Source organism: Micromonospora sp. LOL_023 (assembly GCF_048060115.1).
Classification (GTDB): domain Bacteria; phylum Actinomycetota; class Actinomycetes; order Mycobacteriales; family Micromonosporaceae; genus Micromonospora_E.
Genome location: NZ_JBHMIM010000045.1, coordinates 28578 through 55170 on the forward strand (window position 1 = coordinate 28578; position 26593 = coordinate 55170).

The following is a 26593-nucleotide window of genomic DNA, read 5'->3' on the forward strand; positions in this document are numbered from 1 at the left end:
GCCAACCGGCCTGGGCGGTGCCGTACCGGACGCACGGCCGCCGCCGTCAGTCCAGCTCCGGCATGGGTACGGGCTGCGGCCGGGGCCGGCAGGTGCCGCACTGCAGGGCATCCTCGACCACCAGGCCCTCGGCCCGCCCGCGCTGCTCGGACCGGTGTACCTCCAACAGGTACGGGCCGAACCGGGCATGGTCCTCGCACAAGCCTCGGCCGCAGAAGCGGCAGGCACCCCGCGCCGACTTCGGGCAGAACCAACAAAGCACCCTAAATCTCCACTCAGCTGATGTTCGTCGCGGGGCCAGTGGCCTCACAGCCGACTACCCGGACGGTTGATTGCAGCGCGGCGCTCGTGCGCCCGTTGCTGTCGGTGGCCACCGCCCGGACCGTGAGGGACCCACCCTCGTTCGGTTTGGAGTTGTACTGCACCGGCCCGACCGCGCCGTAGAAGGTATCCCCGTCCGGGCTCATCGGGACGCTGCCCTCGGCAAACCCGCTCCAGAACAGCCGAATCGAGACTCCCTTAATGTCGCCCTTAACGGTCACGGCGGCCGACGCGACGGTCGAGTTCGCGCCGCCGCAGGGTTCCCCCTCACCGCGGTCCTGGCCGATCTCGCCGCCGGGCTGCTCCGCCCAGAAGATCTCCAGGAGCGGCGGTGTGGTGGTAGGCGGCGGCTCGCTCGTCGGTGGCGGGGTGGTTGGCGTTGGCGGGGTGGTCGGCGGGTCGGGGCTCACCGGTGGTGCCGTCGGGCGGGGCGTGGGGCTCGGCGCCGGCGGGGTGGGGATCAGGCCGGGCACCGGCAGCTGGCTGACGCTCGGGTCGGGCAGCGGAGTCGGCACCGGCTGCTGGGTGGCCGACAGGTCCGGCGACGGGCTCTGTACCGTCGGCGACTCCGGCAGGGTCTCCTCCGGCACCGGAGCGCTCGGCGTGCCGCCGGGCGGCGTCACCGCGTACCCGTCGCCGCAGCCGAGCTGTTCCCCGGTGGCCCGCTGGGTCGTCCCGTTGCGGCGTACCTCGCCGGTCGACACCCGGACCGACCCGGAGTTGACCGCGAACCAGGCCTCGCCCCGGTTGGCCAGCACCGCGCTGTCGCTGCCGACCGTCAACGCCAGTGGTCGGAACGCGCCGGAGGTGCTGGCCGTGTCGGCGAGGATCCGGCCCCGGTCCAGCAGCAGTTCACCGCTGGGCGTCACGGGCCGGGCACCGCTGCTCCACAACGTTCCGATCTGGGTCTGCGAGCCGGCACACAGCACGCTCGCCGCCCCGCCCCGGAACACCAGCTCGCCGGTGGAGCGGTCGCGTACCTCGATCCGATCCCCGTCGGCGACGTACGCGGCCCCGCCGTCGCGCAACAGGACAGTCCTGCCCTCGGCCGTGCGCACCTCGACGGTGCCGCGCTCGGCGCGCAGCAACGCCCGGTCGGCGGGCATCTCCGCCCAGGCCGGCCCGGGCATCAGATTGCCACCGGTGATCAGCAGCGCGAACAGCAGCAGAAGCAGTACCAGCCACCAGAGTCGACGTTCGAACCGGCGATCGACCTGATCGTCGACGCCCAGCGGCGGCGGGCCGGGCGGGGCAGCCAGCGGCGGGTAGTCGGCCGGCGGGTGTGCCCCGCTCGCCGGGGGGCCGCCCCGGACAGCGGCCGCATCGTCGGCGGCCACCTGCGAAGGTGCCGCGCCGAGCAGCATCGGCAGCCCGGCGACCGCCGGCAACTGCCACAGTCGGACCGGCGTACGGGTGGTGGCGACGACGTCCGGTGGCTCGGCACCGACCGGCCCGATCATCGTGCCGCGACGCAGCTCGGTGCCGTCCATCAGGGAGATGACCCCCGATTCGAGCACCACCGCGTCGTACGGGCCGGACAACCGGACCGGCGAACCCGGCGGCAGCGACACCTGCCTGGCCCGGGACAGCAGGCCGAGGCGGTCCTCCGGGGTGAGCCCGGACAGCGCCGGTGTCTCGGCGAGCAGCGACTCGGCCGCGATGCGGTCGGCCGGCGGCGGGCCGGGTAGCGGGCCGACGACGGTGGCGACCGCGGCCGGCGGCAACGCGAGCAGGGTGGTGCCGGCGGTGTGCCAGGTGAGTGCGGCTGGCGTACCGGTCAGCGCGCTGGCCAGGCCGACGAGCCCGCCAGGGCCGAGTCGCTGCCGTACGGTGCCGGCCGGGTCACCGGGCGCCCGGCCCTCCACCGCCCCGTCGACGACCACGAAGACGGCCGGTTGGGCACCGCCGGCAGTCACGAGTTGCTCACCGGTTCGTGGGTGCACCCAACTGGCCTGCGCGGCGAGCCGGTTGAGTGCGCTGACCGGCAGGGTCCGCAGCGCACTGCCGCGCAACGCGTCCAACCGGCGGGGCGTGTCCGAGGCGTGTCGGCGCTGCGCAAGCCGGGCCCGCAGCCGCCGCCAGCGCCGGGCCAGCCAGCCCAGGGCCAGGTACACCAGTGGCGCCGCCAGCGCGGCGACCACCGCCGCCAGCAGCAGCCGGGCCGGCCAGCCGGATCGCCACAGGCCCGTGACGAGCCCGGCCACCCGGTCGGTCCAGATCCGCCAGAACAGGTTCACCGCGATGACCACCCAGAGCACGGCGAGCATGCCGTAGAGGGCAACCAGCCGACCTTCCCGGTCCAGCGCCGCCCAGCGCGGCCCGCGTCGCCGCAGCCGACCGGTGACGTACGCCAGCCCGCGGGCCCGCAGGTTGGGGATCTCCAGCCAGTCCATCAGCAGGTAGTAGCCGTCGAGGGCGAGAAACGGGTTCAGGTTGAACAGCGCGTTGAGATACCAGGCGAAGGCGAGTTTGAACGTCCAGGGCGCGGCGGCCGGAAAGAGCAGTCCGACGATGCCGGCGATGCCGGCGAGCACGAGTCCGGCGGCGGGGCCGGCGGCGGTGGTGATCAGCCGGGATCGACGACCGGCCATCCACACGTCGGTGGTGTCGACGAACACCGACGGGATGCCGAAGTAGACCAGGAAGCCGGCGGCCGGCACCCGGCGGCCGGCGTGCCTGGTGGCCAGCGCGTGGCCGAGTTCGTGGCAGGCGAGGGCGACGACATTGAGACCGAGCAGCACCGCCGCGCCGGCGACGTACGACCCGTTGGTGAGGAAGACCGACTGCTCGCCGCGCCACCACGTCCAGCAGAAGGCGGCGAAGCCGGCGAGCCCGAGGACCGCCAGCAGGGCCGCGGCGACGCGCGTGAACAGGAACCGGCCGCCGCCCCGGTAGAGGGCTCCGATCAGCGGATCGACGTTGGCCAGCACGGTACGCCGACCCTGCGCGACGGCCAGCAGGGTACGGCCGAGGCGAACCGGCCACGGCCGGCGGTGCACCCGGTCCAGCGGACGAAACACGTCCACCGGCAGCTCGGCGAGCATCCGGTTGCCGGCCAGGTCGGCGACCACCCGGGTGACCTGGTCGGGGGCGAGCCGGCCGGCGATCCGGGCGAACTCGGCGACCAGGCGGGCCACCGTACGGCTGCCGTCCATCAGTTGGGCGAGCTGCCACTCCTGCGGGGTCAGCCGCAGGTAGCAGGCACCGCCACGGTCGTCCGGGGAACGCAGCATCACGTACGGCTGGCCACGGACCGAGACGAGTTCGACGTACTCGATGCCGGCGCGCAGTACCGGTCGGGCGCGGGCCGGGTTGAGCCGCTCGACGACGGCGCCCCACAGTCCGGCGTCGGCCGGGCCGACCGGCTGGCCGGGCGCCCGCCCAGCCAGGGCCTCCCACACGCTCATCCTGGTCTCGACGACCGTCACTGCCTGCTCCTCCGCGTTTGTTCGCGGCTGCAGGTTAGACCGCCTGGTCGACCGCACGCGACTGCTGGACCGCTCCCGAACAGCATTTCCTGCCGAAGAAGTCCCGTCGATCGACTACGCCGGGGTCAGCCGCTCATCCTTTCGGCCAGGGTACGGGCTCGAACCAGTTGCACCCGCTTGGCCGTGCGCACCACAAAGGAACGCAGGATCGTAGGCATGGTGAGACTGACAGTGACGGTGACGGTCGACCCGGTGACCGCTGGCTCCATTGCCAGCGCGGTTGACTCGATCTCCATCACGAACCGGACCGAGACCCGGGCCGGGCTACGGACCTCCATCACCAGCTGACGGCTCGGCTCGGTGTTGGTCTGCCGAACGTGCAGGACGTTGTCGTAGCGCAGTAGGCCTCCGAAGCGGAAACGTTCCACGGCGACGTAGCGCAGCACCTCGCGGCCGGCGGCGTCGGTCTCGCGTTCGATGTCGCGGACCGCGACGATCAGCGGCGAAAGACCGATGTGGTTCGCCGGCTCGGCCAGGTGGTCATAGACCCGCCGCGGTGGTGCGGCGACCGTGAACCGGTCGATGAACGTTTCGGTACGCATGGTCGCCGAACCTAGCGAGCGGCGGGTGGTGTGACCAACCCCCTTGGTCACACCACCCGCCGCTCCTTTTCAGGGAAGGAAGCTGTTCTGTTCGTCACGCCCCGGCCGGTGGTGTCGCGCCGCCCGCGTCAGGGGGCTTCGGCAAGGGTCGCGGTGGCGGTGCGCTGCTCGCCGTCCCGCCGGTAGGTGATCTCGACCTGGTCGCCGACCTTGCCGGCCTGGACCGCCGCGACGAGGTCGTCCGAGTCGTTAACCGGCGTCCCGCCGATCTCGGTGACGACGTCACCCTGGGCGAGTCCGGCCCGGTCCGCCGGGCTGTCCTCCTGGACCGCCGCGATCATCGCACCGCCGTCGTCGGCCGCGGTCACGTTGACCCCGAGGTACGGGTGGCTGACCTCCTCGCCGGCCATCAGCGCCTCGGCGACGTCCTTGGCCTTGTCGCTGGGGATCGCGAAGCCCACGCCGATGTTTCCCTCGCCCTGCCCTGACGTGGCGATCGCGGTGTTGATGCCGATCACCTCGCCGTTGGTGTTCACCAGGGCACCGCCGGAGTTGCCCGGGTTGATCGGGGCGTCGGTCTGCAGCAGCCCGGACATCGAACTGACGCCGGCCTGGCCGCCGCCGAACGGATTCGGCTGCTGGCTGCCACCGACCTGGATGGTGCGGTCCTGGGCGCTGATGATGCCGGCGGTGACCGAGCCCTGCAGGCCGAGCGGGCTACCGAGGGCGAGCACCGTGTCACCGACCCGCATCGCGGCGCTGTCACCGAACGTCGCCGGGGACAGCTCGACCGCCTCGTCGACCTTGACCACGGCCAGGTCGGTGCGCGCGTCGGTGCCGATCACGTTGCCCTGTGCACTGCTGCCGTCGGCGAAGACGACGCCGACCGCGCCGCCTCGGGCGGACTCCACGACGTGGTTGTTGGTCAGGATGAAACCTTCGGCGTTGAGCACCACACCCGAGCCCTCACCGGAGCCGGTGGAGATCGACACGACGCTGTCCTGGACGGCGTCGGCGATCTCGGCCAGCGAGGATCGGTCGACGATCGGGGCGGCGGCCCCGCCGCTGCTGCCGGTCTGCACCGTCGGCGATGCCGTGCCGTCGAAGGCGGCCACCACCGCGCCGCCGACCGCACCGGAGCCGAGCATCAGCGCGAGGACGACAGCCGAGCCGGCGACGATGCGCCCGACCCGGTTGGGTTTGCGCTGGGCTGCCGCCTCGGCCGCCGCGCCGGGCGGCGGGGACCAGTTGGTGCCGGCCTGCGGGTACCCGTGGCCGCTGTACGAGTGGCCGTAGCTCCACTGCTGCCCGTACGGGACCTGGGCGTGGCCGGGGGCGTACGGGCCGGCCTGCAGCACGGCGCTGGTCGGTGCCGCGGCGGTCGACGGCGGTCCGGCAGCCGGCGGTGCGGTGACCGGCGCTACGGAGGCCGGCGCCACGGAGGCCGGTGACTCGTCTGTCGGCAAGGTCGCGGACCCGGTCCCCGCCGGCTCGGCCGGCTCGCGCGGAGTGGCCGGCGTGGCCGGCGTGGCCGGAGTGGCCGGAGTGGCCGGAGTGGCCGGAGTGGCCGGAGTGGCCGGAGTGGCCGGAGTGGTTGGCGACTGACCCGGCTGTTGGCCGGCGTACGGCTGGTTCGTCGGCGTCCAGTCGCTGGACGGACGCTCGGCGGCGGCACCGGCGTTTCCCGGCGCGGCCGGCGCCTGCCAGGGGCTGGCCGACGATTGAGCCTTGTCCGACGGCTCCGCTGGCGGCGTGGTCTCGTGCTCGCTCATGTTCTCAGCTTGCCCGCCCGCACTTCGATTGACCTGCTTTCCTGCTGAGGATTAGCTGAAAATAATTATTCGTCATCATCGATCGCTTTGCCCTCCGTCACCGGCAGCCGGACCCGGAACGTGGCGCCCTCGCCCGGAGTGCTCTCCACCTCGACGGTGCCCTGGTGTGCGGCGACCAGAGCGGCCACGATCGCCAACCCCAGCCCGGTGCCCGCCGGTCGCTCGATGCTGCGGGTCCGGGCGGCATCGGCCCGGTAGAACCGCTCGAAGACCCGCTCGGACTGCTCCGGAGTGAGTCCGGGGCCGTCGTCGGCCACCTCGACGGTCGCGTACCCGGGCTCGTCGGCGCGCAGCCGCACTGTGACCGTGGCGTCGACGGAGGTGTGGTTGATCGCGTTGGTCATCAGGTTGCCGATCACCTGGCGCAGCCGGGCGTCGTCGCCGAGCACCATCAGCGTGCCGGCACCCGGGCCGATGTCCAGTTCGACGCGCCGTTGCGGGTCCACCGCCCGTGCGGCGTGCACCGCGTCGCTGGCCAGCACCGGCAACTCGACCGGGGCCAGGTCGAGCGGACGTTCCCGGTCCAGCCGCGCCAGCAGCAGCAGGTCTTCGACGAGCAGGCCCATCCGGGCCGCCTCGTCCTCGATCCGGCGGACCAGCCGGGCGGCGTCCTGCGCGGACGCGGCCGCCGCGCCCTGCCGGTACAGCTCGGCGAAGCCCCGGATCGTGGTCAACGGGGTACGCAGTTCGTGCGACGCGTCTGCGACGAACTGGCGCATCCGTTCCTCCGAGCGGCGGGCCCGAGCTTCGGAGTACTGGGCGGCGACCGCCGCTTCCCGCGCGGCACCCTCGGCCATCCGGGCCGCCCACTCCGAACTCGCCCGGGCGGTGAAGGCCGCCTCGATCTGGGTCAGCATCGCGTTGAGGGTCCGGGACAGCCGGCCCAGTTCGGTCTGCGGGACACGCGTACCGGGCTCCGGGTCGGGCACCCGGCGGCTCAGGTCACCGGCGGCGATCGCCGAGGCGGTCTGCTCGATCTCGACCAGCGGCTTCAGGTTGGTCCGCACGATCGCCGCCCCGGCCAGGGCGAGCAGGGCGACCACCCCGAACCCGACCAGGATGTCGATCCAGACCAGCCGGCTGACGGCCAGGTCCACGTCCGCCAGGCTCTGCCCGACCGCGATGATGTGCCCGGTCGGCAGCGACGCGTAGAGCATCCGCCAGCGGGTCCTGCCGTCACGGGCGTACACGTCGAACGGCTCGCCGCTCAGTTCGTCGAACCCGGCCCGGTCGGTCGGCCAGCGCGGCAGGTCACTGGCGGGAATCCGCTCCTCGTCGTAGTAGGGCCCACTGACCAGCCCGTCCTCGTCGCAGAGGACCACCAGAAACTCGGTGGGCAGGTCAGCCTGCACCGATCTGGGCTGCTGCCACTCCGGCAGGCTCTGCGCCCGGTTGACCTTCTCGCGCAGGTATCCGACATAGCCGCGCAGATCAGTGTCGATCTGGTCGACCAGGTAGCTGCGCAGGAAGACCGCGGTGCTGACGCCGATCACCAGCAACGCGGTGATCACCAGGCCGAGCACCGACGCGACCAGCTTCACCCGCAGCGGTACGCCACGCAGCCAGCCCAGCATCGGCGGCGGCGGGTTCACGCCGCCGGTTTGCGCAGGACGTAGCCGACGCCGCGCAGCGTGTGGATCAGCCGGGGCTGGGTGTTGTCGACCTTGCGCCGCAGGTAGGAGATGTAGGACTCGACAATGTTGTCGTCGCCCCGGAAGTCGTAGTTCCAGACGTGGTCGAGAATCTGCGCCTTGGACAGCACCCGGTTGGCGTTGAGCATCAGGTAGCGCAGCAGCTTGAACTCGGTCGGCGACAGCTGCACCCGCTTGCCGGCCCGGTAGACCTCGTGCGTCTCCTCGTCGAGTTCCAGGTCGGCGAAGGTCAGCCGGGCGGTGACCTGGTTGCCGTTGCTGGTGCGCCGCAGCACCGCCCGGATCCGGGCGGTCAGCTCCTCCAACGAGAAGGGCTTGGTGACGTAGTCGTCGCCGCCGAGGGTCAGGCCACGGATCTTGTCGTCGGTCGCGTCCCGGGCGGTGAGGAAGACCACCGGCGTCCGGGTGCCGGCCTCCCGCATCATCCGGATCACCTCGAAGCCGTCCAGGTCGGGCAGCATCACGTCGAGCACCACCAGGTCGGGGCGGCGCTCGCGGGCGGCGTTCAGCGCGGCGCTGCCGCTGGTCGCGGTGGCGACGTCGAACCCGGCGAAGCGCAGACTGGCGGAGAGCAGCTCGAGGATGTTCGGGTCGTCCTCGACTACCAGCAACTTCGCCTCGGTCTGCGATGCGGTCATAGCCGTACTATCCCCGATCGGGCTGGGGTCCGCCTGGGGAGCCGCTGACAATCACCTGGGAGTCGCCTTTGACTACCGGGTCCGCGCAGCCACCGACGGAGTCCGGACCGACGTGTTCAGCCGGCCAGGTCGAGCGCCGAACGGACCGGCCCGGGGTCGCGGTCGGCGAGCCGGGCGAGACCACGCCGGTACGGAACCTCGGCCGGCCGCAGCGGTCGGCCGGCATCGACCGTCACGACCAGGTCACGCAGCCCGAGCACCCGCCGTACCGATGGCCACAACGACTCGTCGCCGATGAACGCCGCGATGCTGGTCAGGACAGGATCGACAGCGGCCGGTGGCGGCTCGACCGCCGGTGCCGGGCGCACGAACTGGTACGTCAGCGCGACCGGCACGACCGGCACCCCGGCGTCGATCGCGGCCTGGAACAGCGCCGGACGAAACGGCACCGGCCGGGCGGCTCCGGAACTGCACCGACCGGCGACCGAGCTCCGGCCGGTGGTGCCGCAGCTCGTGGTCGCCTGCGGGAAGACCGCGACCTGGTCACCGGCGCGCAGCGCGGCGGCGACATCGGCGACTGTCGCGGGCAGGGTACGTGGCCGGTCACGATCGATGAACAGGGTGCCGCCGACCCGGGCCAGTGCCCCGATCACCGGCCAGCCACCCACCTCCCGTTTGGCGAGCATCCGGGCCGGCGTCACGGCGAGAATGGCCAGCGTGTCCAGCCAGGAGACATGGTTGGCGGCCAGCAGTGCCGCCCGCCGGGGCAGCACACCGACCAGTCGCAGCCGTACGCCGAGCGCCCGCAGCAGCCCGCGCGCCCAGCCACGGCCGGCGTACGGCCGCAGCCGCCGGGGCAGCGCCGGCAGCATCACCAGCAGGAGTACGCCGCTCAGCAGCATGCCGAGCAGACCGGCGAGCCGGACCACCCGCCGCAGCCGGCCGGCGTCAGGCACGGTCTCCGGCAGCGGCAGGCAGCCGGTCCCGCAGCCGGAACGGGGGCGCCAGAACGTGCCGTGGCCGCCCGGGTACGTCGTCATCGCAACTCCAGGAAGTGCCGCAGGTAGCGGGGGTCGATCCGGTCCAACGACAGCAGGACGTACAGGTCGGCGACGGCGAAGTCCGGGTCGTACGCGGGTTCGCCGCACACCCAGGCGCCGAGCCGCAGGTAGCCGCGCAGCAGTGGGGGCATGGCGGCGCGCCGCCGGCCCGTTGACGCCCACTGGTGGTCGCTGGTCCTCGTCGCGGACGGCTCGGCCAGCCAGGGTCGGCGGGGCCGGACCCGCAGCAGCGGCGGCGACAGGTGGGTGTCGCGGACCTCGCGCCACACCTCGTGCGCGGCCACGCCGCCGTCGTGCAGCGGCACCGAGGCGCAGCCGCCCAGCCAACGCAGGTTGCGCGCCTGCAGGTAGCGGGCGATGCCGGCCCAGATCAGGTTGATCACCGCGCCACCCCGGTGGTCCGGGTGTACGCAGGACCGGCCGGCTTCGACCAGGTGGTCGGCGAGCAGGTGCAGTGACCGGGTGTCGAACTCGGTGTCGGCGTAGCGACGGCCGAGCCGGGCGGCTCGGGCCGGCGACAGCAGGCGGTAGGTACCGACCACGGCACCGGTACGGGTGTGTTCGACCACGAGGTGGTCGCAGTGGTCGTCGAACTCGTCGACGTCGCGCTGGGCTGGCCCGCCAAGCGGGCGGGCACCGGGCGGGTCGGAACGGGGTGGGTGGGCGGAGCCGGGCGGGCGGGCACCAGCTGGGCAGGTGCCGAACTCGGCGGTGAACACCTGGTGCCGCAGCCGTTGCGCGGCGGCGACCTGGTCGGCGTTCTCGGCGACGGAGACGGTGTACTCGCTGGTGCGAACGGGTGCGGCGGCGGTCAGCAACACGGCCATGAGATGTGTGTAAGGGTTGCCGGAACCGCCGGTGTGTCGGCTGCGGATGGCAGCGGTGTCGATCCGGTGAACGCCGGTTGCCACGGGCTGCGAGGATGGGCCGGTGATCATCCCCGCCCGGTTCAACGGGCCGGCCGGCTCCGCCAACGGCGGCTACGCCGCCGGTCTGTTCGCCCAGGCACTGCTCGACGCCGATCCGCGTACGGTGGTCGCGAACCGGGCGGTCACGGTGACGCTGCGCCGGCCGCCGCCGCTGGAGACCCCGCTGCGGGTGGTGCGGTCCGCCCCCGGCGAGGTACGAGTCGAGATCGACGGCCCGGCGGACGCGGCGGGCGGCCCGGTCGCCGAGGCCGTCGCGGTGGCCGGGCCGGACCTGGCCGACTGGCCGGTCCCGGCGCCGGTGCGCCCGGCCGAGGCCGAAGCGGCCGCGGCCGCGTACCCCGGTCTGGTCGAGCATCCGTTCCCGGGCTGCTACGTCTGCGGGCCGGCGCACCCCGACGGGCTGCGGATCTTCCCCGGGCCGGTCTCCAGCGGGCCGACCCAAGGTGGTGCCGGCCGCACCGCCGCGCCGTTCGTGCCCCCGGCCGACAGCACCGTGGCGACGGTCTGGGCGGCGCTGGACTGTCCCGGCGGCTGGGCGGTGCTGGCACCGGGGCGTCCGTACCTGCTCGGCCGGATGACCGCCGCGGTGCTCGCGCTGCCGACGCCGGACCAGCACGGCGTGGTGGTCGGGGAACTGGTCACGACGAGCGGCCGAAAGGCCGAGGTACGCACGGCACTGTACGACCCGTACGGCCGGTTGATGGCGGCGGCGCGGGCGACCTGGATCGCGATCGCGAACCCGACGCGGGACAAGCCGGTTTGACCTTGCCCCGCGGACCCGTGACGCGGGGCGACGCCGACGCCGACGCCGGGTCACGGTGCCGGGCGGCGTCACGATGAAGGGAGCCACATGTCGGACGGACGCATCGTCGTCTCCGGACTGACGAAGCGATACCGCAATGTCACCGCGGTCGACAACCTGTCGTTCGCCGTCGAGCCCGGTCGGGTGACCGGTTTCCTCGGGCCCAACGGCGCGGGCAAGACCACGACACTGCGGATGGTGCTGAACCTGGTCGCGCCGTCCGGCGGGCACGCGACCGTCGACGGTCAGCGGTACGCCGATCTGACCGAACCGTTGCGGCACGTCGGCGCGGTCCTCGAGGCGTCCAGCGCGCACAAGGGTCGGTCCGGCATCAACCATCTGCGGGTGATCTGCGCGGCGGCCGGCTTTCCCGCCGAACGCGCGCAGCAGGCGCTGGACCTGGTCGGGCTGGCACCGGCGGCGAAGCGCAAGTTCAAGGGCTACTCGCTGGGTATGCGCCAGCGGTTGGGCATCGCCGCGGCGATGCTCGGCGATCCAAAGGTGCTGATCCTCGACGAGCCGGCCAACGGCCTGGATCCGGAGGGGATCCGCTGGATGCGGGATCTGCTCAAGTCGTTCGCCGCGCAGGGCCGCACCGTGCTGGTCTCCAGCCACCTGCTCGGTGAGATGCAGTTGCTCGCCGACGACGTGGTGATCATCGCCGCCGGGCGGCTGGTCCGGCACGGCCCGGTCGCCGAGGTGATGGCGTCGATGGCCGGCGCCGGGGCGGTCCGGGTGCGTACGCCGCACGGCGACCGGTTGACGCCCGCGTTGGCCAAGGTGGGCGCCACCGTGACGCCTGCCCCGGACGGGGCGCTGCTGGTCACCGGCGTCGAGGCGCCGGTGGTCGGACAGACCGCGCTGGCCGAGGCGGTGGAGTTGCACGAGCTGTCGACCGAGCGACCCGACCTGGAACGGGTCTTCCTGGAACTGACCAGCGGGAAGGCGACGATCCGATGAACCTGGTACGCAGCGAACTCCTCAAGATCGGCACGACCAGCACGTGGTGGCTGTTCGCACTGATCTACCTGCCGTTGTGGGGCCTCACCCTGCTGGTCAACTCGGTTCAGACCAGCTTCCTGGCCGATCCCGCCAACCGCGACGGGGTGCCGGCGGACAGCGCCGACACGCTGGCGGCTCTCAGTGGCGACACGGCACTGGCCGCCAACCTGTACACCAACGGTCAGTTCTTCGGACTGCTGATCGTGATGCTGCTCGGCGTGATCGTGGTCACCAACGAGTACTTCCACCAGACCGCGACGACCACCTTCCTGACCACCCCACGGCGTACCGAGGTGATCGTCGCGAAGTTGGCCGCCGCGGTGCTGCTCGGCGCGATCTTCTGGCTGGTCACCACCGTGCTGAACCTGATCAGCGGCGCACTGATCCTTGCCTGGTTCGACGTCGGGACCGGATTCGGCGCCTGGGGCGTCTGGGAGGCGATCGGACTCAACGGGCTGGCGTACCTGCTCTGGGCGATCTTCGGCGTCGGATTCGGGGTGCTGATCCGCAGCCAGCTCGGTGCCACCGTCTCGGCGATCCTGCTGTACCTGGGCGGATACATCGGGGCGGCGCTCATCCTGGGCATCCTGGCGGGCCAGTTCGGCGACTGGATCAACGACCTGCAACTGCTGGTGCCGTCACTGGCGTCGCAGCTGATGGTGACCGGGGTGGACCTGCCGGGCAGCCCGCCCCGGTGGGCCGGGGCGCTGATCCTGATCGGCTACGCACTGGTGACCGGCGTCATCGGCACGGTGATCACCCGGCGCCGGGACATCTCCTGACGGGTCCGCCGGACCCCTCCGGCGGGCAGCTGCCCCGGCCGGTACGCCACGCGTGGCGTACCGGCCGGGGCAGCTGGGCCGGTCGTTGTGAAAAGTGACACGGGCCGCATGCGACAATGCCGGCCGGCGACGCACGGCGTAGCCTGGAAGCCGTCGTCGACCGGCGCTACCACCCTGGTGGCGTCCCTGGATGACGGAGCGATCCGCGTGACACCAGCGACCGCGTGACAAACCGACCCGCGTGAAAGAGGCGATCTCCGGCCGTGTCGACCCAGCAGACCTCGCAGGACAACCCGCTGGCGGGTTTCGGCCCGAACGAGTGGATCGTCGATGAGATGTATCAGAAGTATCTCACCGATCCCGGCAGCGTAGATCCGGCTTGGCACGACTTCTTCGCCGACTACAGCCGCGAGCAGCGGGCGTCGCCGGCGGAGGCGACCGCCACGACCGCCACCGAGTCGGCGGCCCGGGCCGGCACCGACGCCCCCGCCGCCGACCGCTCGGTCGTGCTGCCGGCGGCCGCGGCCGCCGGCAGCACGACGCGCCGCGGTCCGGCCGCCACCCGGTCCACCGCGGCCCCGGCCGAGCCGGCCACCACCGGTCAGGCGGCTGGACGCAGCACCGCGGGCGCGGTCAGGAGCAGCCCCGCCCGAGCCGGATCCGCAGCGAGCAAGGCGCCACCGAAGGCGGCGGCGAAGCCCGCCGCGGCCAAGTCGGCCGGCGGCAGTTCCGGCACCGGCACCGCCACCGGCGGCGGCGGCGCTCGGCAGACTCCGCTGCGCGGGGTCGCCGCACGGATCGTGCAGAACATGGACGCCTCACTCGCGGTGCCGACCGCGACCAGCGTGCGTGCCGTTCCAGCCAAGCTGCTGGTCGACAACCGCATCGTGATCAACAACCACCTGGCCCGGGGCCGTGGCGGCAAGGTCAGCTTCACCCACCTGATCGGGTACGCGCTGGTCCGGGCGCTGGCCGAGCGGCCCGAGATGAACAACTCGTTCGCTGAGATCGACGGCAAGCCGCACATGGTCGCGCCGGAGCACGTCAACCTCGGCATCGCCATCGACCTGGCCAAGCCGGACGGTTCGCGGACCCTCGTCGTGCCTTCGATCAAGGCCTGCGAGCAGATGGACTTCCGGCAGTTCTGGCAGGCGTACGAGGACGTGGTCCGCCGCGCCCGACGCAACGAGCTGACCATGGAGGACTACGGCGGCACGACGATCTCGCTGACCAACCCCGGCGGGATCGGCACCGTGCACTCGCAGCCCCGGCTGATGACCGGCCAGGGCACGATCATCGGCGTCGGTGCCATGGAGTACCCGGCGCCGTACGCCGGAATGTCCTCCGAGACCCTCGCCGACCTGGCCGTCAGCAAGATCATCACGCTGACCAGCACCTACGACCACCGGATCATCCAGGGTGCGCAGTCCGGCGAGTTCCTCAAGGCGATGCACGAGCTGATCCTCGGCGAGCACGGCTTCTACGACCAGATCTTCACCTCGCTGCGGATCCCGTACGAGCCGGTGCGCTGGATGCGCGACGTGGCGGTCAGCTCCGAAGGACAGATCAACAAGACAGCCCGGGTCACCGAGCTGATCCACGCCTACCGGGTGCGCGGGCATCTGATGGCCGACACCGACCCACTCGAGTTCAAGATCCGCAAGCACCCGGACCTGGACGTGCTGCAACACGGCCTGACCCTGTGGGACCTGGACCGCACCTTCCCGGTGGACGGCTTCGCCGGGCAGCAACGGATGAAGCTGCGGCAGATCCTCGGGGTGCTGCGCGACTCGTACTGCCGCCGGATCGGCATCGAGTACATGCACATCCAGGATCCCGAGGAGCGCCGCTGGATCCAGGAACGCATCGAACGCGGCTACGAAAAGCCCGACGCCGGTGAGCAGAAGCACGTCCTCAACCGGCTCAACGCCGCCGAGGCCTTCGAGACCTTCCTGCAGACCAAGTACGTCGGCCAGAAGCGGTTCTCGTTGGAAGGCGGCGAGTCGCTGATCCCGCTGCTGGACGAGATCCTGCAGTCGTCGGCCCGGGCCGACCTGGACGAGGTCGTCATCGGCATGGCCCACCGGGGTCGGCTCAACGTGCTGGCCAACATCGTCGGCAAGCCGTACGAGAAGATCTTCTCCGAGTTCGAGGGGCACCTCGACCCGAAGTCCACCCAGGGCTCCGGGGACGTCAAGTACCACCTCGGCCAGGTCGGCAAGTTCACCACCCCCGACGGCGAGCACGGCATCACCGTCTCGGTGACCGCCAACCCGTCGCACCTGGAGGCGGTCGACCCGGTGCTGGAGGGAATCGTGCGGGCCAAGCAGGACCGTATCGACCTCAAACTGGAGGGCTACACCGTCCTACCGCTGCTGGTGCACGGCGACGCCGCGTTCGCCGGCCAGGGCGTGGTCGCCGAAACGCTCAACCTGTCCCAGCTGCGCGGCTACCGCACCGGCGGGTCGGTGCACGTCGTGGTCAACAACCAGGTCGGCTTCACCACCGCACCGGAGTACAGCCGCTCGTCGCTGTACTGCACCGATGTAGCCCGGATGATCCAGGCACCGATCTTCCACGTCAACGGCGACGACCCGGAGGCGGTGGTCCGGGTCGCCCGGCTCGCCTTCGAGTACCGGCAGGCCTTCAACAAGGACGTCGTGATCGACCTGGTCTGCTACCGGCGACGCGGGCACAACGAGGGCGACGACCCGTCGATGACCAACCCGCTGATGTACGCGATCATCGACACCAAGCGCAGCGTCCGCAAGCTCTACACCGAGGAGCTCATCGGTCGCGGTGACATCACCGTCACCGACGCCGAGGAGCTGCTCCGCGACTACCAGTCCCAGCTGGAGCACGTCTTCAAGGCCACCCGCGACGCCGCCTCGTCGGCCACCAGCCGGCTGCCCAGCCGCCAGCCGGAGCCGGAGCCCGCCGTGGCGACCGCGGTCGACGCCGCCGCCATCGCGGCGGTCGGCGAGGCGCACGTCGACCTGCCGGACGGCTTCACCCCGCACAAGCGCATCCAGCAACTGCTGGAGCGACGGGCCAAGATGTCGGTCTCCGGCGACATCGACTGGGGCTTCAGCGAGATCCTCGCCGTCGGCACCCTGCTCGCCGACGGCGTCACCGTACGCCTCGCCGGGCAGGACTCGCGCCGGGGCACCTTCGTGCAACGGCACGCCTCCGTGGTCGACGCCCAGACCGGCGGGGACTATCTGCCGCTGGCCAGCCTGGTCAACGACGAATCCCGGTTCTTCGTCCACGACTCCCTGCTCAGCGAGTACGCGGCGATGGGCTTCGAGTACGGCTACTCGGTGGAGAACCCGCAGGCGCTGGTGCTGTGGGAGGCCCAGTTCGGCGACTTCGTCAACGGCGCCCAGTCGATCGTCGACGAGTTCGTCTCCTCCGGTGAGGTCAAGTGGGGGCAGCGGTCGGCGCTGACCCTGCTGCTGCCACACGGCCACGAGGGCCAGGGCCCGGACCACACCTCCGGGCGGCCGGAGCGCTACCTGCAGATGTGCGCCGAGGACAACATGCGCATCGCCATCCCGTCCACCCCGGCGAACTACTTCCACCTGCTGCGTCGCCAGGCCCTGTCACCCAAGCGCAAGCCGCTGGTGGTCTTCACTCCGAAGTCGCTGCTGCGGCACAAGCTCTGCGTCTCCGCCGTCGCCGACTTCACCTCCGGCACGTTCCAGCCGGTGCTGTCCGACCCGGCCGTCACCGGCCGACCCGAGGCGGTCAAGCGGGTGCTGCTCTGCTCCGGCAAGGTCTACTACGACCTGGTACAGGCCCGGGCCGAACGGCACGCGGTCACCGGCGGCAACGGGCAGCTGGACACCGACACCGCGATCATCCGGATGGAACAGCTCTACCCGCTGCCGGTGGAGCAGCTGCGGGCCGCGCTGGCGGCGTACCCGAACGCGGAGGACTTCGCCTGGGTCCAGGAGGAGCCGGCCAACCAGGGCGCCTGGTCGTTCGTGGCGCTCAACCTGCTGGAGCACCTCGACGGCGTACGGCTGCGGCGGATCTCCCGCCCGGCGGCGGCGGCGCCGTCGGTCGGGTCGACCAAGCTGCACGACGCCGAGCAGGCCGCGCTGATCGACGCCGCGCTGCCCCGGCGCTGACGGGAGCCTGAGATGTACTTCACCGACCGGGGTGTCGAAGAGCTGGCGGCACGGCGCGGCGAGGAGGAGGTCGCGATCTCCTGGCTCGCCGAGCGGCTGCGGGACTTCGTCGATCTGAACCCGGAGTTCGAGACGCCGATCGAGCGGTTCGCCACCTGGCTGGCCCGACTCGACGACGAGGACGACGAGTAGCAGCGGTCGACGACTGACCGAGGCCGACAGGTCAGCATCTGACGCCCGACCCGCCGGGACCGGGACCAAGGTCACCTGACCTTCGCCGGCTCCGCCTTGTACGTTGAGGCGGTGGCGCGAAGTGTCTATGTGGCCGGTCTCGGCCCCGGTGGCGGCAAGTCCACCGTCGCGCTCGGCCTGGCCGAGCTGCTGTCCCGTCGGGTCGAACGGATCGGGGTGTTCCGGCCGCTGGTCGCCGGGGACGGCCCGGACGCGACGCTGACCCTGCTGCGCGGGCGCTACCGCATCGACCTGCCGGACGACCAGCTCTACGGTGCCAGCTACGCACAGGCCGCCGAGCTGGTCGCCGACGGCCGCCGGGAGGAGCTGATCTCCCGGATCGTCGGCCGCTACCGGGAGCTGGAGCGAAGCTGCCCGGCGGTGCTGGTCATCGGCAGCGACTTCGACGACGCCGCCGACAACGGCGGCCTCCCCCGTGAGCTGGCGTTCAACGCCCGGCTCGCCAACGAGTTCGGCAGCGTCGTGGTCGCCGTCGTCGACGGCGTCCACCGCGACGCCACCGAGGTCGCCGGTGCGGTCCGCAGCGCGTACCACTCGTTGACGGAGCTGGGCACGACGGTGCTGGCGGTGCTGGCGAACCGGGTGACCACCGAGGTCGTCGCGCCGGAGCTGCCGGTGCCGGTCTACCTGATCCCGGAGATCCCCGCGGTGTCGGCGCCAACCGTCGCCGAGGTCGCCGACGCCCTCGACGCCGGCGTGCTCGCCGGAGACGACACCGCGCTCAACCGGGACGTACTCGACTTCGTGGTCGGAGCGGCGCACGTGCCGGTGCTGCTGGACCACCTCGTCGACGGCGCCCTGGTGATCACCCCCGGCGACCGGGCGGACCTGCTGGTCGCGGTCAGCGCCGCGCACACCGCCGGGCTGGTCTCCCTCGCCGGGATCGCGCTGACCCTCGGCGAGCAGCCGGACCCGCGGGCGATGCGCCTGGTGCAGCTGCTCGGCAGCAACCTGGCGGTGCTGTCGGTGCCGGCGGACAGCTTCCACGCGGTCTCCGCCGCCGGGCGCATCGCTGGCCGGCCCAGCCCGGACAATCCGCGCAAGGTGGAGGCGGCGCTCGGCGCCTTCGAGTCCAGCGTCGACACCGTCGAGCTGGCCCGCCGGCTCGACGTCACCAGATCCGCGCGGGTCACCCCGATGATGTTCGAGTACGCGCTGATCGACCGGGCCCGCGCCGACCGGCGGCGGCTGGTGCTGCCGGAGGGTACCGACGAACGGATCCTGCGGGCCACCGAGATCCTGCTCCGGCGCGGCGTCGCCGAGCTGACCCTGCTCGGCGACGCCGACGACATCGCCCGGCGGGCCCGGGAACTCGGTGTGCAGATCGACGGCGCCCGGCTCGTCGACCCGGCCACCAGCCCATGGCGCGACGACTTCGCCGCCACGTACGCGAAGCTGCGCCAGCACAAGGGAGTCACCCTGGACCTGGCGCTCGACGTGATCGGCGACGTCAACTACTTCGGCACGATGATGGTGCACGCCGGGCACGTCGACGGCATGGTCTCCGGTGCCACCCACACCACCGCCGCGACGATCCGCCCGGCCTTCGAGATCGTCAAGACGGTGCCGGGCGTCTCCGTCGCCTCCAGCGTGTTCTTCATGCTGCTCGCCGACCGGGTGCTCGTCTACGGCGACTGCGCCGTCAACCCCGACCCGGACGCCGAACAGTTGGCCGACATCGCGGTCAGTTCGGCGCAGACCGCCGCCCAGTTCGGCATCGAGCCCCGGGTGGCGATGCTGTCCTACTCCACCGGCACCTCCGGCAGCGGCGACGACGTCCGCAAGGTGGCGGCCGCCACCGACCTGGTCCGCCGACGCCGGCCCGATCTGCTGGTCGAGGGGCCGATCCAGTACGACGCCGCGATCGACCCGACGGTGGCCGCCGCCAAACTGCCCGGCAGCGCGGTGGCCGGGCGGGCCACCGTCTTCGTCTTCCCCGACCTGAACACCGGCAACAACACCTACAAGGCGGTGCAGCGTTCCGCGGGCGCGGTCGCGGTCGGCCCGGTCATGCAGGGCCTGCGCAGCCCGGTCAACGATCTGTCCCGGGGCGCGACCGTGCCCGATATCGTCAACACCGTGGCGATCACCGCGATCCAGGCGGCGGCGCAGTGACCGGCACGGCGCGGATCCTGGTTCTCAACTGCGGCTCGTCGTCGCTGAAGTACCAGCTCTTCGACGGCGAACAGGTGGTCGACAAGGGCGTCGTCGAGCGGATCGGTGAGCCTGACGGCGGGCCGGGAGACCACGCTGCGGCGCTGCGGTCGATGGCCGAGCGGGTCGACCTGACCGGGCTCGCCGGGGTCGGGCACCGGGTGGTGCACGGCGGCGTCCGCTTCGCCGAGCCGACCCTGGTCACCGATCAGGTGGTCGACGAGATCGAACGGCTGGTGCCGCTCGCCCCGCTGCACAATCCGGCCAACCTGACCGGCATCGCCCAGGCCCGCCGGCTGCTGCCGGACGTGCCACAGGTGGCGGTCTTCGACACCGCCTTCCACCGGACGCTGCCGCCGGAGCAGGCCAGCTACGCCATCGACGCCGACACCGCGCAGCGGTACGGCGTCCGCCGCTACGGCTTCCACGGCACCTCACACGCGTACGTGTCCCGGCGGACCGCCGCCGTGCTCGGCCGGTCCCCGGCCGACGTCGACGTGATCACCCTGCACCTGGGCAACGGCGCGAGCGCCTGCGCGGTGGCCGGTGGGCGCAGTGTCGCCACCTCGATGGGCCTGTCCCCGCTGGAGGGCCTGGTGATGGGGACCCGCAGCGGCGACCTGGACCCGGCGGTCGTCTTCCACCTGGAGCGGGTCGCCGGCTGGTCGAGCGCCGACGTCGACCGGCTGCTCAACCAGCGCAGCGGCCTGGTCGGGCTGGCCGGTGCCGGCGACATGCGCGAGGTGCTGCGCCGCCGGGACGCCGGCGACCCGGCGGCCCGGCTTGCCTTCGACGTGTACTGCGCCCGGATCAGGTTCTACGTCGGCGGCTACTACGCGCTGCTGGGTCGGGTCGACGCGATCACGTTCACCGCCGGGGTCGGCGAGAACGCCGCCCAGGTGCGGGCCGCCGCCCTGGCCGGGCTCGACGGTCTCGGCATCGCCGTCGACCCGGGCCGCAACGACAGCGGCCACGGCGAACGGCGAATCTCCCCGGGCGACTCGCCCGTCCAGGTGTGGGTGGTCCCCACCGCCGAAGAGTACGAAATCGCCGACCAGACCCGGGCGGTGCTGGGCTGCTGATGCGGTGGGTAGCGGATCAGCCGACGCCGGGGAGTGGTGTCGACGGCGCTAGACCAGCAGCCAGACGGCGATCGCGATGACGACCGCGACCGCGACCGCGACACCGATGATCAACGGCAGTCGGGACGGCTGCTCGGCGACCGGCGCCGGGGTAGCTTGGAAGGCGCGGAACGCCTCGGTGTTGCCGCTCGGATCGGCGTACTCGTCAGACATGACGACGACCCTAGCGAAGTCGGTCACGCCCTGCCACGACCAGTCGCCCCGTGCCGTTGGTCGACCGGCTGGTCACCTGGTAACAATCGTCCAATGCGTGTCTCCCGTCCGGCGGTAGCCGGCCTGCTCAGCGTCGGTCTGTTCACCGGGCTCGTGACCGGTTGCGGCACCGCCCCGGACCGGGCACCGGTGTTCGACGCGCCCGCTTCGGTCGAACCCACGCCGACGCCGGGGCGACCGGCACCGACCGAGCGCCTCGACGTCGACACGCGCACCCTCGACCTCGCGCGCGGCGACCGACCGCTACCGGTCAGCGTCTGGTATCCGGTCGACAGCGACGGGCCGTTCCCGGTGGTGCTGTTCAGCCACGGACTCGGCGGCGAGCCGGCGGACTACCGGGCGGTGCTGACCGAGTGGGCCGCGGCCGGTTTCGTCGTCGCCGCCCCCACCTACCCGTTCACCAGCGAGGGGTCCGGCGGCAACGCGCTGGATGTGCTGAACCAACCAGCGGACGCCTCGTACGTGCTGGACGAACTGCTCGCCCTCGACGAACTCGACGGCGACGAGTTCGCGGGACGCCTCGACGTCGAACGGGTAGCCGCCGCCGGGCACTCGGCCGGCGGCATCACCACCGTGGGAATGTTCACCGTGGCCCGTGACGAACGGCTGGACGCCGGCGTCGTGCTGGCCGGCAGCGCGATCGGTGTGGGTACGGCGTTCAGCGGCGCCGCCGCCCCGCAACTGTTCATCCACGGCGAGCTGGACGAAGTGGTGTCGTACGCGTCGGGCAAGGCGGCGTACGACCGGGTGCCCTGGCCGAAGGCGATGCTCAGCCTGCCCGACGGCGACCACGGGCAGTCGCTGCTGCGGCCCGGCAACGCCGCGTACGACATCGTGCTCGACACCAGCACCGAGTTCCTGCGCTGGACGCTGTACGGCGACCCGGGCGCGCGGGACCGGCTGGCCGCCGACGTGCCGGCCGGGGTGGCGGTCTTCGACGACCAGCTCTGACCGGCGGCCGGACGGCCGGACGGCCGCTAACGCTGGTGGTTCAGGACGAGTTTGCCGAAGGCCTGGCCGGCGTGCAGCCGGGCGAAGGCGTCCCGGACCTCATCGAAGGCGTACTCGGTGTCGACGACCGGCCGGATGCCCTGCCGTTGGCACAGGTCGAGCAGGTCCCGCAGTTCGTCGAGGGTGCCCATCGAGGTGCCGAGGATCTCCAGCTGCATCGCGAACACCCGGCGCAGGTCGACGGTGGGCAGATGCCCACTGGTGGCTCCGGAAACCACGATCCTGGCGCCAGCGGCGGCGGACTTCAGCGAGTGGTCGAAGGTGGCCGCGCCGACGGTCTCGATCACCACGTCGACACGCTCCGGTAGCCGGGACCCCGGGGGCAGCGCGGTGGCGCCCTGCGCGGCGATCCGGTCCCGCTTGGCCTCGTCGCGACTGGTGGCGTAGACCCGCTTGCCCAACGCGACGGCGATCGCGACGGCCGCCGTCGCCACTCCCCCGCCGGCACCCTGGACCAGTACCGATTCGCCTTGGTCCAACCGGCCCCGGGTAGTCAACATCCGGTACGCGGTCAGCCACGCGGTCGGCAGGCAGGCCGCGTCGGCGAAGGTCAGGCCGGCGGGCTTGCGGATCAGGTTCGACCGGGGCACGGTGACCCGGTCGGCGAAGGTGCCCTGGTGGCGCTCGGACAGGATCGACATGCCGCGCGGGTCCGCCGGGTCGGCGACCACCGGGTAGACGACGACGTCGTTGCCGGCGTCGTCGACGCCGGCCGCGTCGCAGCCGAGGATCATCGGCAGTCGGTCGGCCGGCAGTCCGACCCCGCGCAGCGACCAGATGTCGTGGTGGTTCAGCGAGCTTGCCCGGACCTCCACCACCGCCCAGTCGGCAGCCGGTGGTGCCGGTTCGGGTCGCTCGCCCACGGTGAGCGCGGCGAGGGGATCGGCGGCGTCGGCGGTCGAGGCGAAGGCTGCTCGCATGGTCCGCACGCTAGCAGCTTCGACGTCCCCGCTGGTCCAACCGGCGGGCTGGGTGTGTGCGACCGGCGGGCTGCTCAGCGCAGCAGCACGGTGAACCTCAGCGCAGCAGCATTATGAGCACGGCGAGCACGGTGAGCGCGACCCCGGCGATCAGGAACGCTGCCGCCAGTTGGTGCGGCGCGGCCGAGCCGGCCGAGCGCGGCTCGGCCGGCAGGTCCGCCAGGACCATGGCCAGTTCGCCCTGGGTCCGGGCGCGCAGGGCCTGCTCCACCCGGTCGGCGTACTCGTCGAGGCTCAACCGCCCTGCCGACGTGTGCCGCTCCAGGCAGTGCACTACCTGCTCTCGGTCGGCGTCCGAGGCACGCAGGTCGGGGCTGTTCACATTGTCAGCCTAGGCGGGGCCGCATCGATGTGGTGACCCGCACGGGACAGTGCGGTGCCGCGCGAGCCGGTACGGTGCAGCCGTGTCGACCCTTCCTGCCGGTGGTACTGCCGCCCCCACGACGAAACAGCTCATCATCGAACGGATCCTGCGCGACCGAGACGGCATCTGGCAGCAGATCGTCGACGAGCGGGGCCTGCGCCCCCTGGTCGGCCAGCTGGTCACCAGCTCCACGCTGAGCCTGGCGATCTACGGGGCGGTGCTCGGTGCCTCGTACGGTTGGCAACAGATCATCTCCTCGCTGATCAAGCTGCCGTTGCTGTTCCTGGCGACGCTGGCCATCTGTCTGCCCACCCTGTACCTGTTCAACCTGGTCTTCGGCGCGAGGCTGTCGATGATCCAGGCGGTCGCGCTGATCCTGGTGTCGATCACCGTGACCGCCGCGCTGACCCTGGCGTTCGCGCCGGTCAGCCTCTTCTTCCTGGTCACCGCGCAGAGCTACCAGTTCTACAAGCTTCTCAACGTGGCGATCCTGCTGCTTTCGGCGATCGTCGGCCTCCGGTTCCTGGTTGCCGGTATGCAGGCGCTCAACGACCATCAGCAACGAGCGACCAGGGTGCCCGCGCCAGCTGCCACGCCCACCCCCGCGCCAGGACCTGCCGCTCCAGGACCTGCCGCACCCGCGCCCGCACCCGTACCAGCGGCCGCGCCCGCACCGGTGGGGACGGGTGCGATGGTGGATGCGATGGCAGACCGGCCGCAACTGCCCGCCCGCCCGCCGGCGCAGTTCGGTCAGCCGCTCGGCCCGCCGGCGCAGCGGCCGGCCAGCATGAGTCTGCTCTACATCTGGATCTTGCTCTTCGGGTTCGTCGGCACCCAACTCGCCTGGACGCTGCGGCCCTTCTTCGGCGACCCCGACGCGCAGTTCGGGGTCTTCCGCGAGATCGAGGGCACCTTCTACGCCGACCTGCTGCGTTCCATCGGCCAACTGATCGCCGGCTGACCGCTGTCCACCCTTTCGGCACCTCGCTCGCCGGCCGGCCGGCCCTGTGCAGGGCCGGCCGGCACGGGCCGATCGTGGTACGGGGTCAGCGACGGGCGACGCCGTCGCGGCGGGCGGCGGCGGCGACCGCGGCGGCGACCGCCGGCGCCACCCGTGGGTCGAGTGCCGACGGCACGAACGCCTCCGGTTGCAGCAGATCGGCCACGACCGCGGCGATGGCCTCGGCGGCGGCCACCTTCATCCCCTCGGTGATCCGGGTGGCCCCCACCTCGAGCGCACCCCGGAACACTCCCGGGAAGGCGAGCACGTTGTTGATCTGATTGGGAAAGTCGCTGCGGCCGGTGGCTACCAACGCGGCGTACCGGTGGGCGATCTCGGGATGCACCTCAGGTGTCGGATTGGCCAGGGCGAAGATGATCCCGCCCGGCGCCATCCCGGCGACCGCGGCCTCCTCGATCTGGCCGCCGGACAGGCCGATCAGCACGTCGGCGCCGACCAGCGCGTCGGCGATCCCACCGGCACAGGCCGCCGTCATCGCGGCCAGTTCGGCCTTGGCCGGGGTGAGCCCGGCCCGGTCTCCGTGGATGATCCCGCGTGAGTCGCAGACCACCGTCTTCGCCGGGTCGACACCACCGGCGATGAGCATCTTCGTCACCGCGACCCCGGCCGCACCGGCGCCACTGACCACCACCCGCAGGTCACCGAGCCTGCGGTCGAGCAGGGCGGCGGCGTTGCGCAGGGCGGCGAGCACCACGATCGCGGTGCCGTGCTGGTCGTCGTGGAAGACCGGGATCGACAACGCCTCGTCGAGCCGACGTTCGATCTCGAAGCAGCGCGGCGCGCTGATGTCCTCCAGGTTGATCCCGCCGAACGACGGTGCCAGCGCGGTCACGGTGGCGACGATCGCGTCGACGTCGCGGGTGTCGAGGCAGATCGGCACCGCGTCGACGTCGCCGAACTGCTTGAACAACACCGCCTTGCCCTCCATCACGGGCATGGCGGCGCGCGGCCCGATGTCGCCGAGTCCGAGAACCGCGGTGCCGTCGGTGACGACGGCGACGGTGTGTGACACCCAGGTGTACTCGTCGACCAGGCTCGGGTCGGCGGCGATCGCCTCGCAGACCCGGGCGACGCCCGGGGTGTACGCGAGGGAGAGGTCGTCCCGGTCGGCCAGCGCGACGGTCGGCGTGATCGCCATCTTGCCGCCACGGTGCAGGTCGAAGACCGGGTCAGAAATTGCCACAGTAGACATGGTGACTCCTTCAGCCGTCGTGCGAAGAAAAAGCCGCCGGCTCGGCGCGAGGTCAGCGTTGACCGGCGAGGCGCTGTGGGGGTCACCCAGATTTCGTGTCGAGCATAGTGTCACACAGGGTGGCTTCCTACGAGGCGGGTCGAACTCGTTGGTAACCGAACGGCCGTGGCCGTGGCCAGTACCGCAGCAGCACCCGTCCGTGCACGTCGGCCACCCCATAGGCGCGCGAGTCGTCGGCGACGAACTCGTTGTCACCCTGCAACCACCATCCGCTGCCACACGCCCGAACCACCCGCTTGACCACCAGCAGATCGGGTCGGGTGCGGAAGGTCGCGACCACCATGTCGCCAGGGCGGACCGCCCGGCCGCCCCGGCGGACCAGCAGGGCGTCGCCGGGGCGCAGCGTCGGGACCATCGAGGGACCCCGCACCAACACGGCGAACAGTGGCGATGGCACTTACACCTCCCGCCCGGTCAGCCAGGCGAATGCGCGATAGGGTCGGCAGGGAGGGATCATCCTCCACCTTACGCGTGCCGGCGATCGTGCCGTCGGCCAACCTACGGAGGGTCCTGATGCGACTTCCACGCATTTTTACTCCGCGCACGGTTGTCAGCGCCCACTGCGATCTGCCGTGTGGCGTCTACGACCCGGCGCAGGCCCGGATCGAGGCCGAATCGATCAAGGCCATCGCGGAGAAGTACCAGGCGAACACCGATCCCGAGTTCCGCACCCGGGCACTGATCATCAAGGAGCAGCGCTCCGAGCTGGTCAAGCACCATCTCTGGGTGCTCTGGACCGACTACTTCAAGGCACCGCACTTCGAGAAGTACCCGCACCTCAACCAGCTGTTCAACGAGGCCACCAAGCTGGCCGGGGGCGGCGGCGGCACGAAGGCGTCGGTCGATCCGGCCAAGGCCGACGAGCTGCTGCAGAAGATCGACGAGATCGCGAAGATCTTCTGGGAGACCAAGCAGGCCTGAGGCGATCGGTCCGGCCGGCCCGACACGGGTCCGGCCGGGCCGGCCTTGGCTGACCCCCGATCACCTGCGGTCGGCGGGTGGCGCGGGACAGGTCACCGTGG

At 71.7% G+C, this 26593-nt stretch carries 23 protein-coding genes; 10 read left to right on the forward strand and 13 right to left on the reverse strand.

The features are described 5' to 3' along the window. Positions 1-46: 46 nt before the first annotated feature. The 8 genes from ACFHVL_RS22305 to ACFHVL_RS22340 form a co-directional block, all read right to left on the reverse strand. A complete protein-coding gene (locus ACFHVL_RS22305; RefSeq protein ID WP_416630372.1) occupies positions 47-202 on the reverse strand; it encodes a hypothetical protein in 156 nt (51 codons plus the stop codon). Positions 203-275: 73 nt separating this feature from the next. Continuing rightward, on the reverse strand, positions 276-3749 hold the full coding sequence (locus ACFHVL_RS22310; RefSeq protein ID WP_416630373.1) for a cyclic nucleotide-binding protein: 3474 nt from the start codon (positions 3747-3749) through the stop codon (positions 276-278). A 125-nt stretch (positions 3750-3874) separates the two neighbouring features. After that, on the reverse strand, positions 3875-4351 hold the full coding sequence (locus ACFHVL_RS22315) for an SRPBCC family protein (protein ID WP_416630374.1): 477 nt from the start codon (positions 4349-4351) through the stop codon (positions 3875-3877). Positions 4352-4479: 128 nt separating this feature from the next. Beyond that, on the reverse strand, positions 4480-6123 hold the full coding sequence (locus tag ACFHVL_RS22320) for a trypsin-like peptidase domain-containing protein (protein ID WP_416630375.1): 1644 nt from the start codon (positions 6121-6123) through the stop codon (positions 4480-4482). 65 nt (positions 6124-6188) lie between these two features. Beyond that, positions 6189-7757: a sensor histidine kinase gene (locus ACFHVL_RS22325; protein ID WP_416630404.1), complete on the reverse strand. Its 1569-nt coding sequence runs from the start codon at positions 7755-7757 to the stop codon at positions 6189-6191. Positions 7758-7771: 14 nt separating this feature from the next. Further along, positions 7772-8473, reverse strand: a complete 702-nt coding sequence (locus ACFHVL_RS22330; RefSeq protein WP_416630376.1) for a response regulator transcription factor — start codon at positions 8471-8473, stop codon at positions 7772-7774. 116 nt (positions 8474-8589) lie between these two features. Then, the gene (locus tag ACFHVL_RS22335; protein ID WP_416630377.1) at positions 8590-9513 is read right to left on the reverse strand and encodes a lysophospholipid acyltransferase family protein; all 924 of its coding nucleotides are present in this window, start codon (positions 9511-9513) and stop codon (positions 8590-8592) included. Continuing rightward, positions 9510-10361 (reverse strand): GNAT family N-acetyltransferase, encoded by an 852-nt coding sequence (locus ACFHVL_RS22340; protein WP_416630378.1) that lies wholly within the window; start codon positions 10359-10361, stop codon positions 9510-9512. Before ACFHVL_RS22340 ends, ACFHVL_RS22335 begins: the two co-directional genes overlap by 4 nt. A gap of 103 nt (positions 10362-10464) precedes the next feature. Here ACFHVL_RS22340 and ACFHVL_RS22345 point away from each other — a divergent pair, with 103 nt between their 5' ends. The 7 genes from ACFHVL_RS22345 (at position 10465) to ACFHVL_RS22375 (ending at position 20670) form a co-directional block, all read left to right on the forward strand. Next, positions 10465-11226: a hypothetical protein gene (locus tag ACFHVL_RS22345; RefSeq protein ID WP_416630379.1), complete on the forward strand. Its 762-nt coding sequence runs from the start codon at positions 10465-10467 to the stop codon at positions 11224-11226. A gap of 87 nt (positions 11227-11313) precedes the next feature. Next, positions 11314-12225 carry an ABC transporter ATP-binding protein gene (locus ACFHVL_RS22350; RefSeq protein WP_416630380.1) on the forward strand — a complete coding sequence of 304 codons (912 nt, stop codon included), beginning with the start codon at positions 11314-11316 and terminating at the stop codon, positions 12223-12225. Continuing rightward, positions 12222-13049, forward strand: coding sequence for an ABC transporter permease (locus ACFHVL_RS22355; RefSeq protein ID WP_416630381.1), 828 nt, complete (start codon positions 12222-12224; stop codon positions 13047-13049). The genes ACFHVL_RS22350 and ACFHVL_RS22355 overlap by 4 nt, the downstream gene beginning before the upstream one ends. A gap of 263 nt (positions 13050-13312) precedes the next feature. Further along, positions 13313-17182 carry a multifunctional oxoglutarate decarboxylase/oxoglutarate dehydrogenase thiamine pyrophosphate-binding subunit/dihydrolipoyllysine-residue succinyltransferase subunit gene (locus ACFHVL_RS22360; RefSeq protein ID WP_416630382.1) on the forward strand — a complete coding sequence of 1290 codons (3870 nt, stop codon included), beginning with the start codon at positions 13313-13315 and terminating at the stop codon, positions 17180-17182. Positions 17183-17194: 12 nt separating this feature from the next. Further along, positions 17195-17374, forward strand: a complete 180-nt coding sequence (locus ACFHVL_RS22365) for a DUF6104 family protein (protein WP_416630383.1) — start codon at positions 17195-17197, stop codon at positions 17372-17374. 111 nt (positions 17375-17485) lie between these two features. Continuing rightward, positions 17486-19549, forward strand: coding sequence for a phosphate acetyltransferase (gene pta, locus ACFHVL_RS22370; protein WP_416630384.1), 2064 nt, complete (start codon positions 17486-17488; stop codon positions 19547-19549). Next, on the forward strand, positions 19546-20670 hold the full coding sequence (locus ACFHVL_RS22375) for an acetate/propionate family kinase (RefSeq protein ID WP_416630385.1): 1125 nt from the start codon (positions 19546-19548) through the stop codon (positions 20668-20670). The genes pta and ACFHVL_RS22375 overlap by 4 nt, the downstream gene beginning before the upstream one ends. A gap of 48 nt (positions 20671-20718) precedes the next feature. Here the strand turns inward: ACFHVL_RS22375 and ACFHVL_RS22380 are convergent, their stop codons facing one another. Then, positions 20719-20883 carry a hypothetical protein gene (locus ACFHVL_RS22380; RefSeq protein ID WP_416630386.1) on the reverse strand — a complete coding sequence of 55 codons (165 nt, stop codon included), beginning with the start codon at positions 20881-20883 and terminating at the stop codon, positions 20719-20721. Positions 20884-20976: 93 nt separating this feature from the next. Between ACFHVL_RS22380 and ACFHVL_RS22385 the strand changes: the two genes are divergently transcribed. Next, positions 20977-21894, forward strand: a complete 918-nt coding sequence (locus ACFHVL_RS22385) for an alpha/beta hydrolase family protein (RefSeq protein WP_416630387.1) — start codon at positions 20977-20979, stop codon at positions 21892-21894. A 26-nt stretch (positions 21895-21920) separates the two neighbouring features. On the opposite strand, the gene ACFHVL_RS22390 is transcribed toward ACFHVL_RS22385, so the two are convergent. Next, a complete protein-coding gene (locus ACFHVL_RS22390) occupies positions 21921-22874 on the reverse strand; it encodes a zinc-binding dehydrogenase (RefSeq protein WP_416630388.1) in 954 nt (317 codons plus the stop codon). Between the two features lie 97 nt (positions 22875-22971). Then, positions 22972-23256 carry a DUF1707 SHOCT-like domain-containing protein gene (locus ACFHVL_RS22395; protein ID WP_416630389.1) on the reverse strand — a complete coding sequence of 95 codons (285 nt, stop codon included), beginning with the start codon at positions 23254-23256 and terminating at the stop codon, positions 22972-22974. 82 nt (positions 23257-23338) lie between these two features. Between ACFHVL_RS22395 and ACFHVL_RS22400 the strand changes: the two genes are divergently transcribed. Further along, entirely contained in the window at positions 23339-24259 is a 921-nt protein-coding gene (locus ACFHVL_RS22400; RefSeq protein WP_416630390.1) for a hypothetical protein, read from the forward strand. Between the two features lie 85 nt (positions 24260-24344). Here the strand turns inward: ACFHVL_RS22400 and ACFHVL_RS22405 are convergent, their stop codons facing one another. Next, on the reverse strand, positions 24345-25511 hold the full coding sequence (locus ACFHVL_RS22405) for an NAD(P)-dependent malic enzyme (protein WP_416630391.1): 1167 nt from the start codon (positions 25509-25511) through the stop codon (positions 24345-24347). Positions 25512-25638: 127 nt separating this feature from the next. After that, entirely contained in the window at positions 25639-25968 is a 330-nt protein-coding gene (locus ACFHVL_RS22410) for a S26 family signal peptidase (RefSeq protein WP_416630392.1), read from the reverse strand. 116 nt (positions 25969-26084) lie between these two features. Here ACFHVL_RS22410 and sodN point away from each other — a divergent pair, with 116 nt between their 5' ends. Beyond that, positions 26085-26492 (forward strand): superoxide dismutase, Ni, encoded by a 408-nt coding sequence (gene sodN, locus ACFHVL_RS22415; protein ID WP_416630393.1) that lies wholly within the window; start codon positions 26085-26087, stop codon positions 26490-26492. The last annotated feature ends 101 nt before the right edge of the window (positions 26493-26593 follow it).

What these genes read in the sequence shown, in the direction of transcription:
- ACFHVL_RS22315 (WP_416630374.1), bottom strand. Translation starts at nt 4,351, where the DNA reads ATGCGTACCGAAACGTTCATCGACCGGTTCACGGTCGCCGCACCACCG.
- ACFHVL_RS22320 (WP_416630375.1), bottom strand. Translation starts at nt 6,123, where the DNA reads ATGAGCGAGCACGAGACCACGCCGCCAGCGGAGCCGTCGGACAAGGCT.
- ACFHVL_RS22325 (WP_416630404.1), bottom strand. Translation starts at nt 7,757, where the DNA reads ATGCTGGGCTGGCTGCGTGGCGTACCGCTGCGGGTGAAGCTGGTCGCG.
- ACFHVL_RS22330 (WP_416630376.1), bottom strand. Translation starts at nt 8,473, where the DNA reads ATGACCGCATCGCAGACCGAGGCGAAGTTGCTGGTAGTCGAGGACGAC.
- ACFHVL_RS22335 (WP_416630377.1), bottom strand. Translation starts at nt 9,513, where the DNA reads ATGACGACGTACCCGGGCGGCCACGGCACGTTCTGGCGCCCCCGTTCC.
- ACFHVL_RS22340 (WP_416630378.1), bottom strand. Translation starts at nt 10,361, where the DNA reads ATGGCCGTGTTGCTGACCGCCGCCGCACCCGTTCGCACCAGCGAGTAC.
- ACFHVL_RS22350 (WP_416630380.1), top strand. Translation starts at nt 11,314, where the DNA reads ATGTCGGACGGACGCATCGTCGTCTCCGGACTGACGAAGCGATACCGC.
- ACFHVL_RS22355 (WP_416630381.1), top strand. Translation starts at nt 12,222, where the DNA reads ATGAACCTGGTACGCAGCGAACTCCTCAAGATCGGCACGACCAGCACG.
- ACFHVL_RS22365 (WP_416630383.1), top strand. Translation starts at nt 17,195, where the DNA reads ATGTACTTCACCGACCGGGGTGTCGAAGAGCTGGCGGCACGGCGCGGC.
- ACFHVL_RS22380 (WP_416630386.1), bottom strand. Translation starts at nt 20,883, where the DNA reads ATGTCTGACGAGTACGCCGATCCGAGCGGCAACACCGAGGCGTTCCGC.
- ACFHVL_RS22385 (WP_416630387.1), top strand. Translation starts at nt 20,977, where the DNA reads ATGCGTGTCTCCCGTCCGGCGGTAGCCGGCCTGCTCAGCGTCGGTCTG.
- ACFHVL_RS22390 (WP_416630388.1), bottom strand. Translation starts at nt 22,874, where the DNA reads ATGCGAGCAGCCTTCGCCTCGACCGCCGACGCCGCCGATCCCCTCGCC.
- ACFHVL_RS22405 (WP_416630391.1), bottom strand. Translation starts at nt 25,511, where the DNA reads ATGTCTACTGTGGCAATTTCTGACCCGGTCTTCGACCTGCACCGTGGC.
- sodN (WP_416630393.1), top strand. Translation starts at nt 26,085, where the DNA reads ATGCGACTTCCACGCATTTTTACTCCGCGCACGGTTGTCAGCGCCCAC.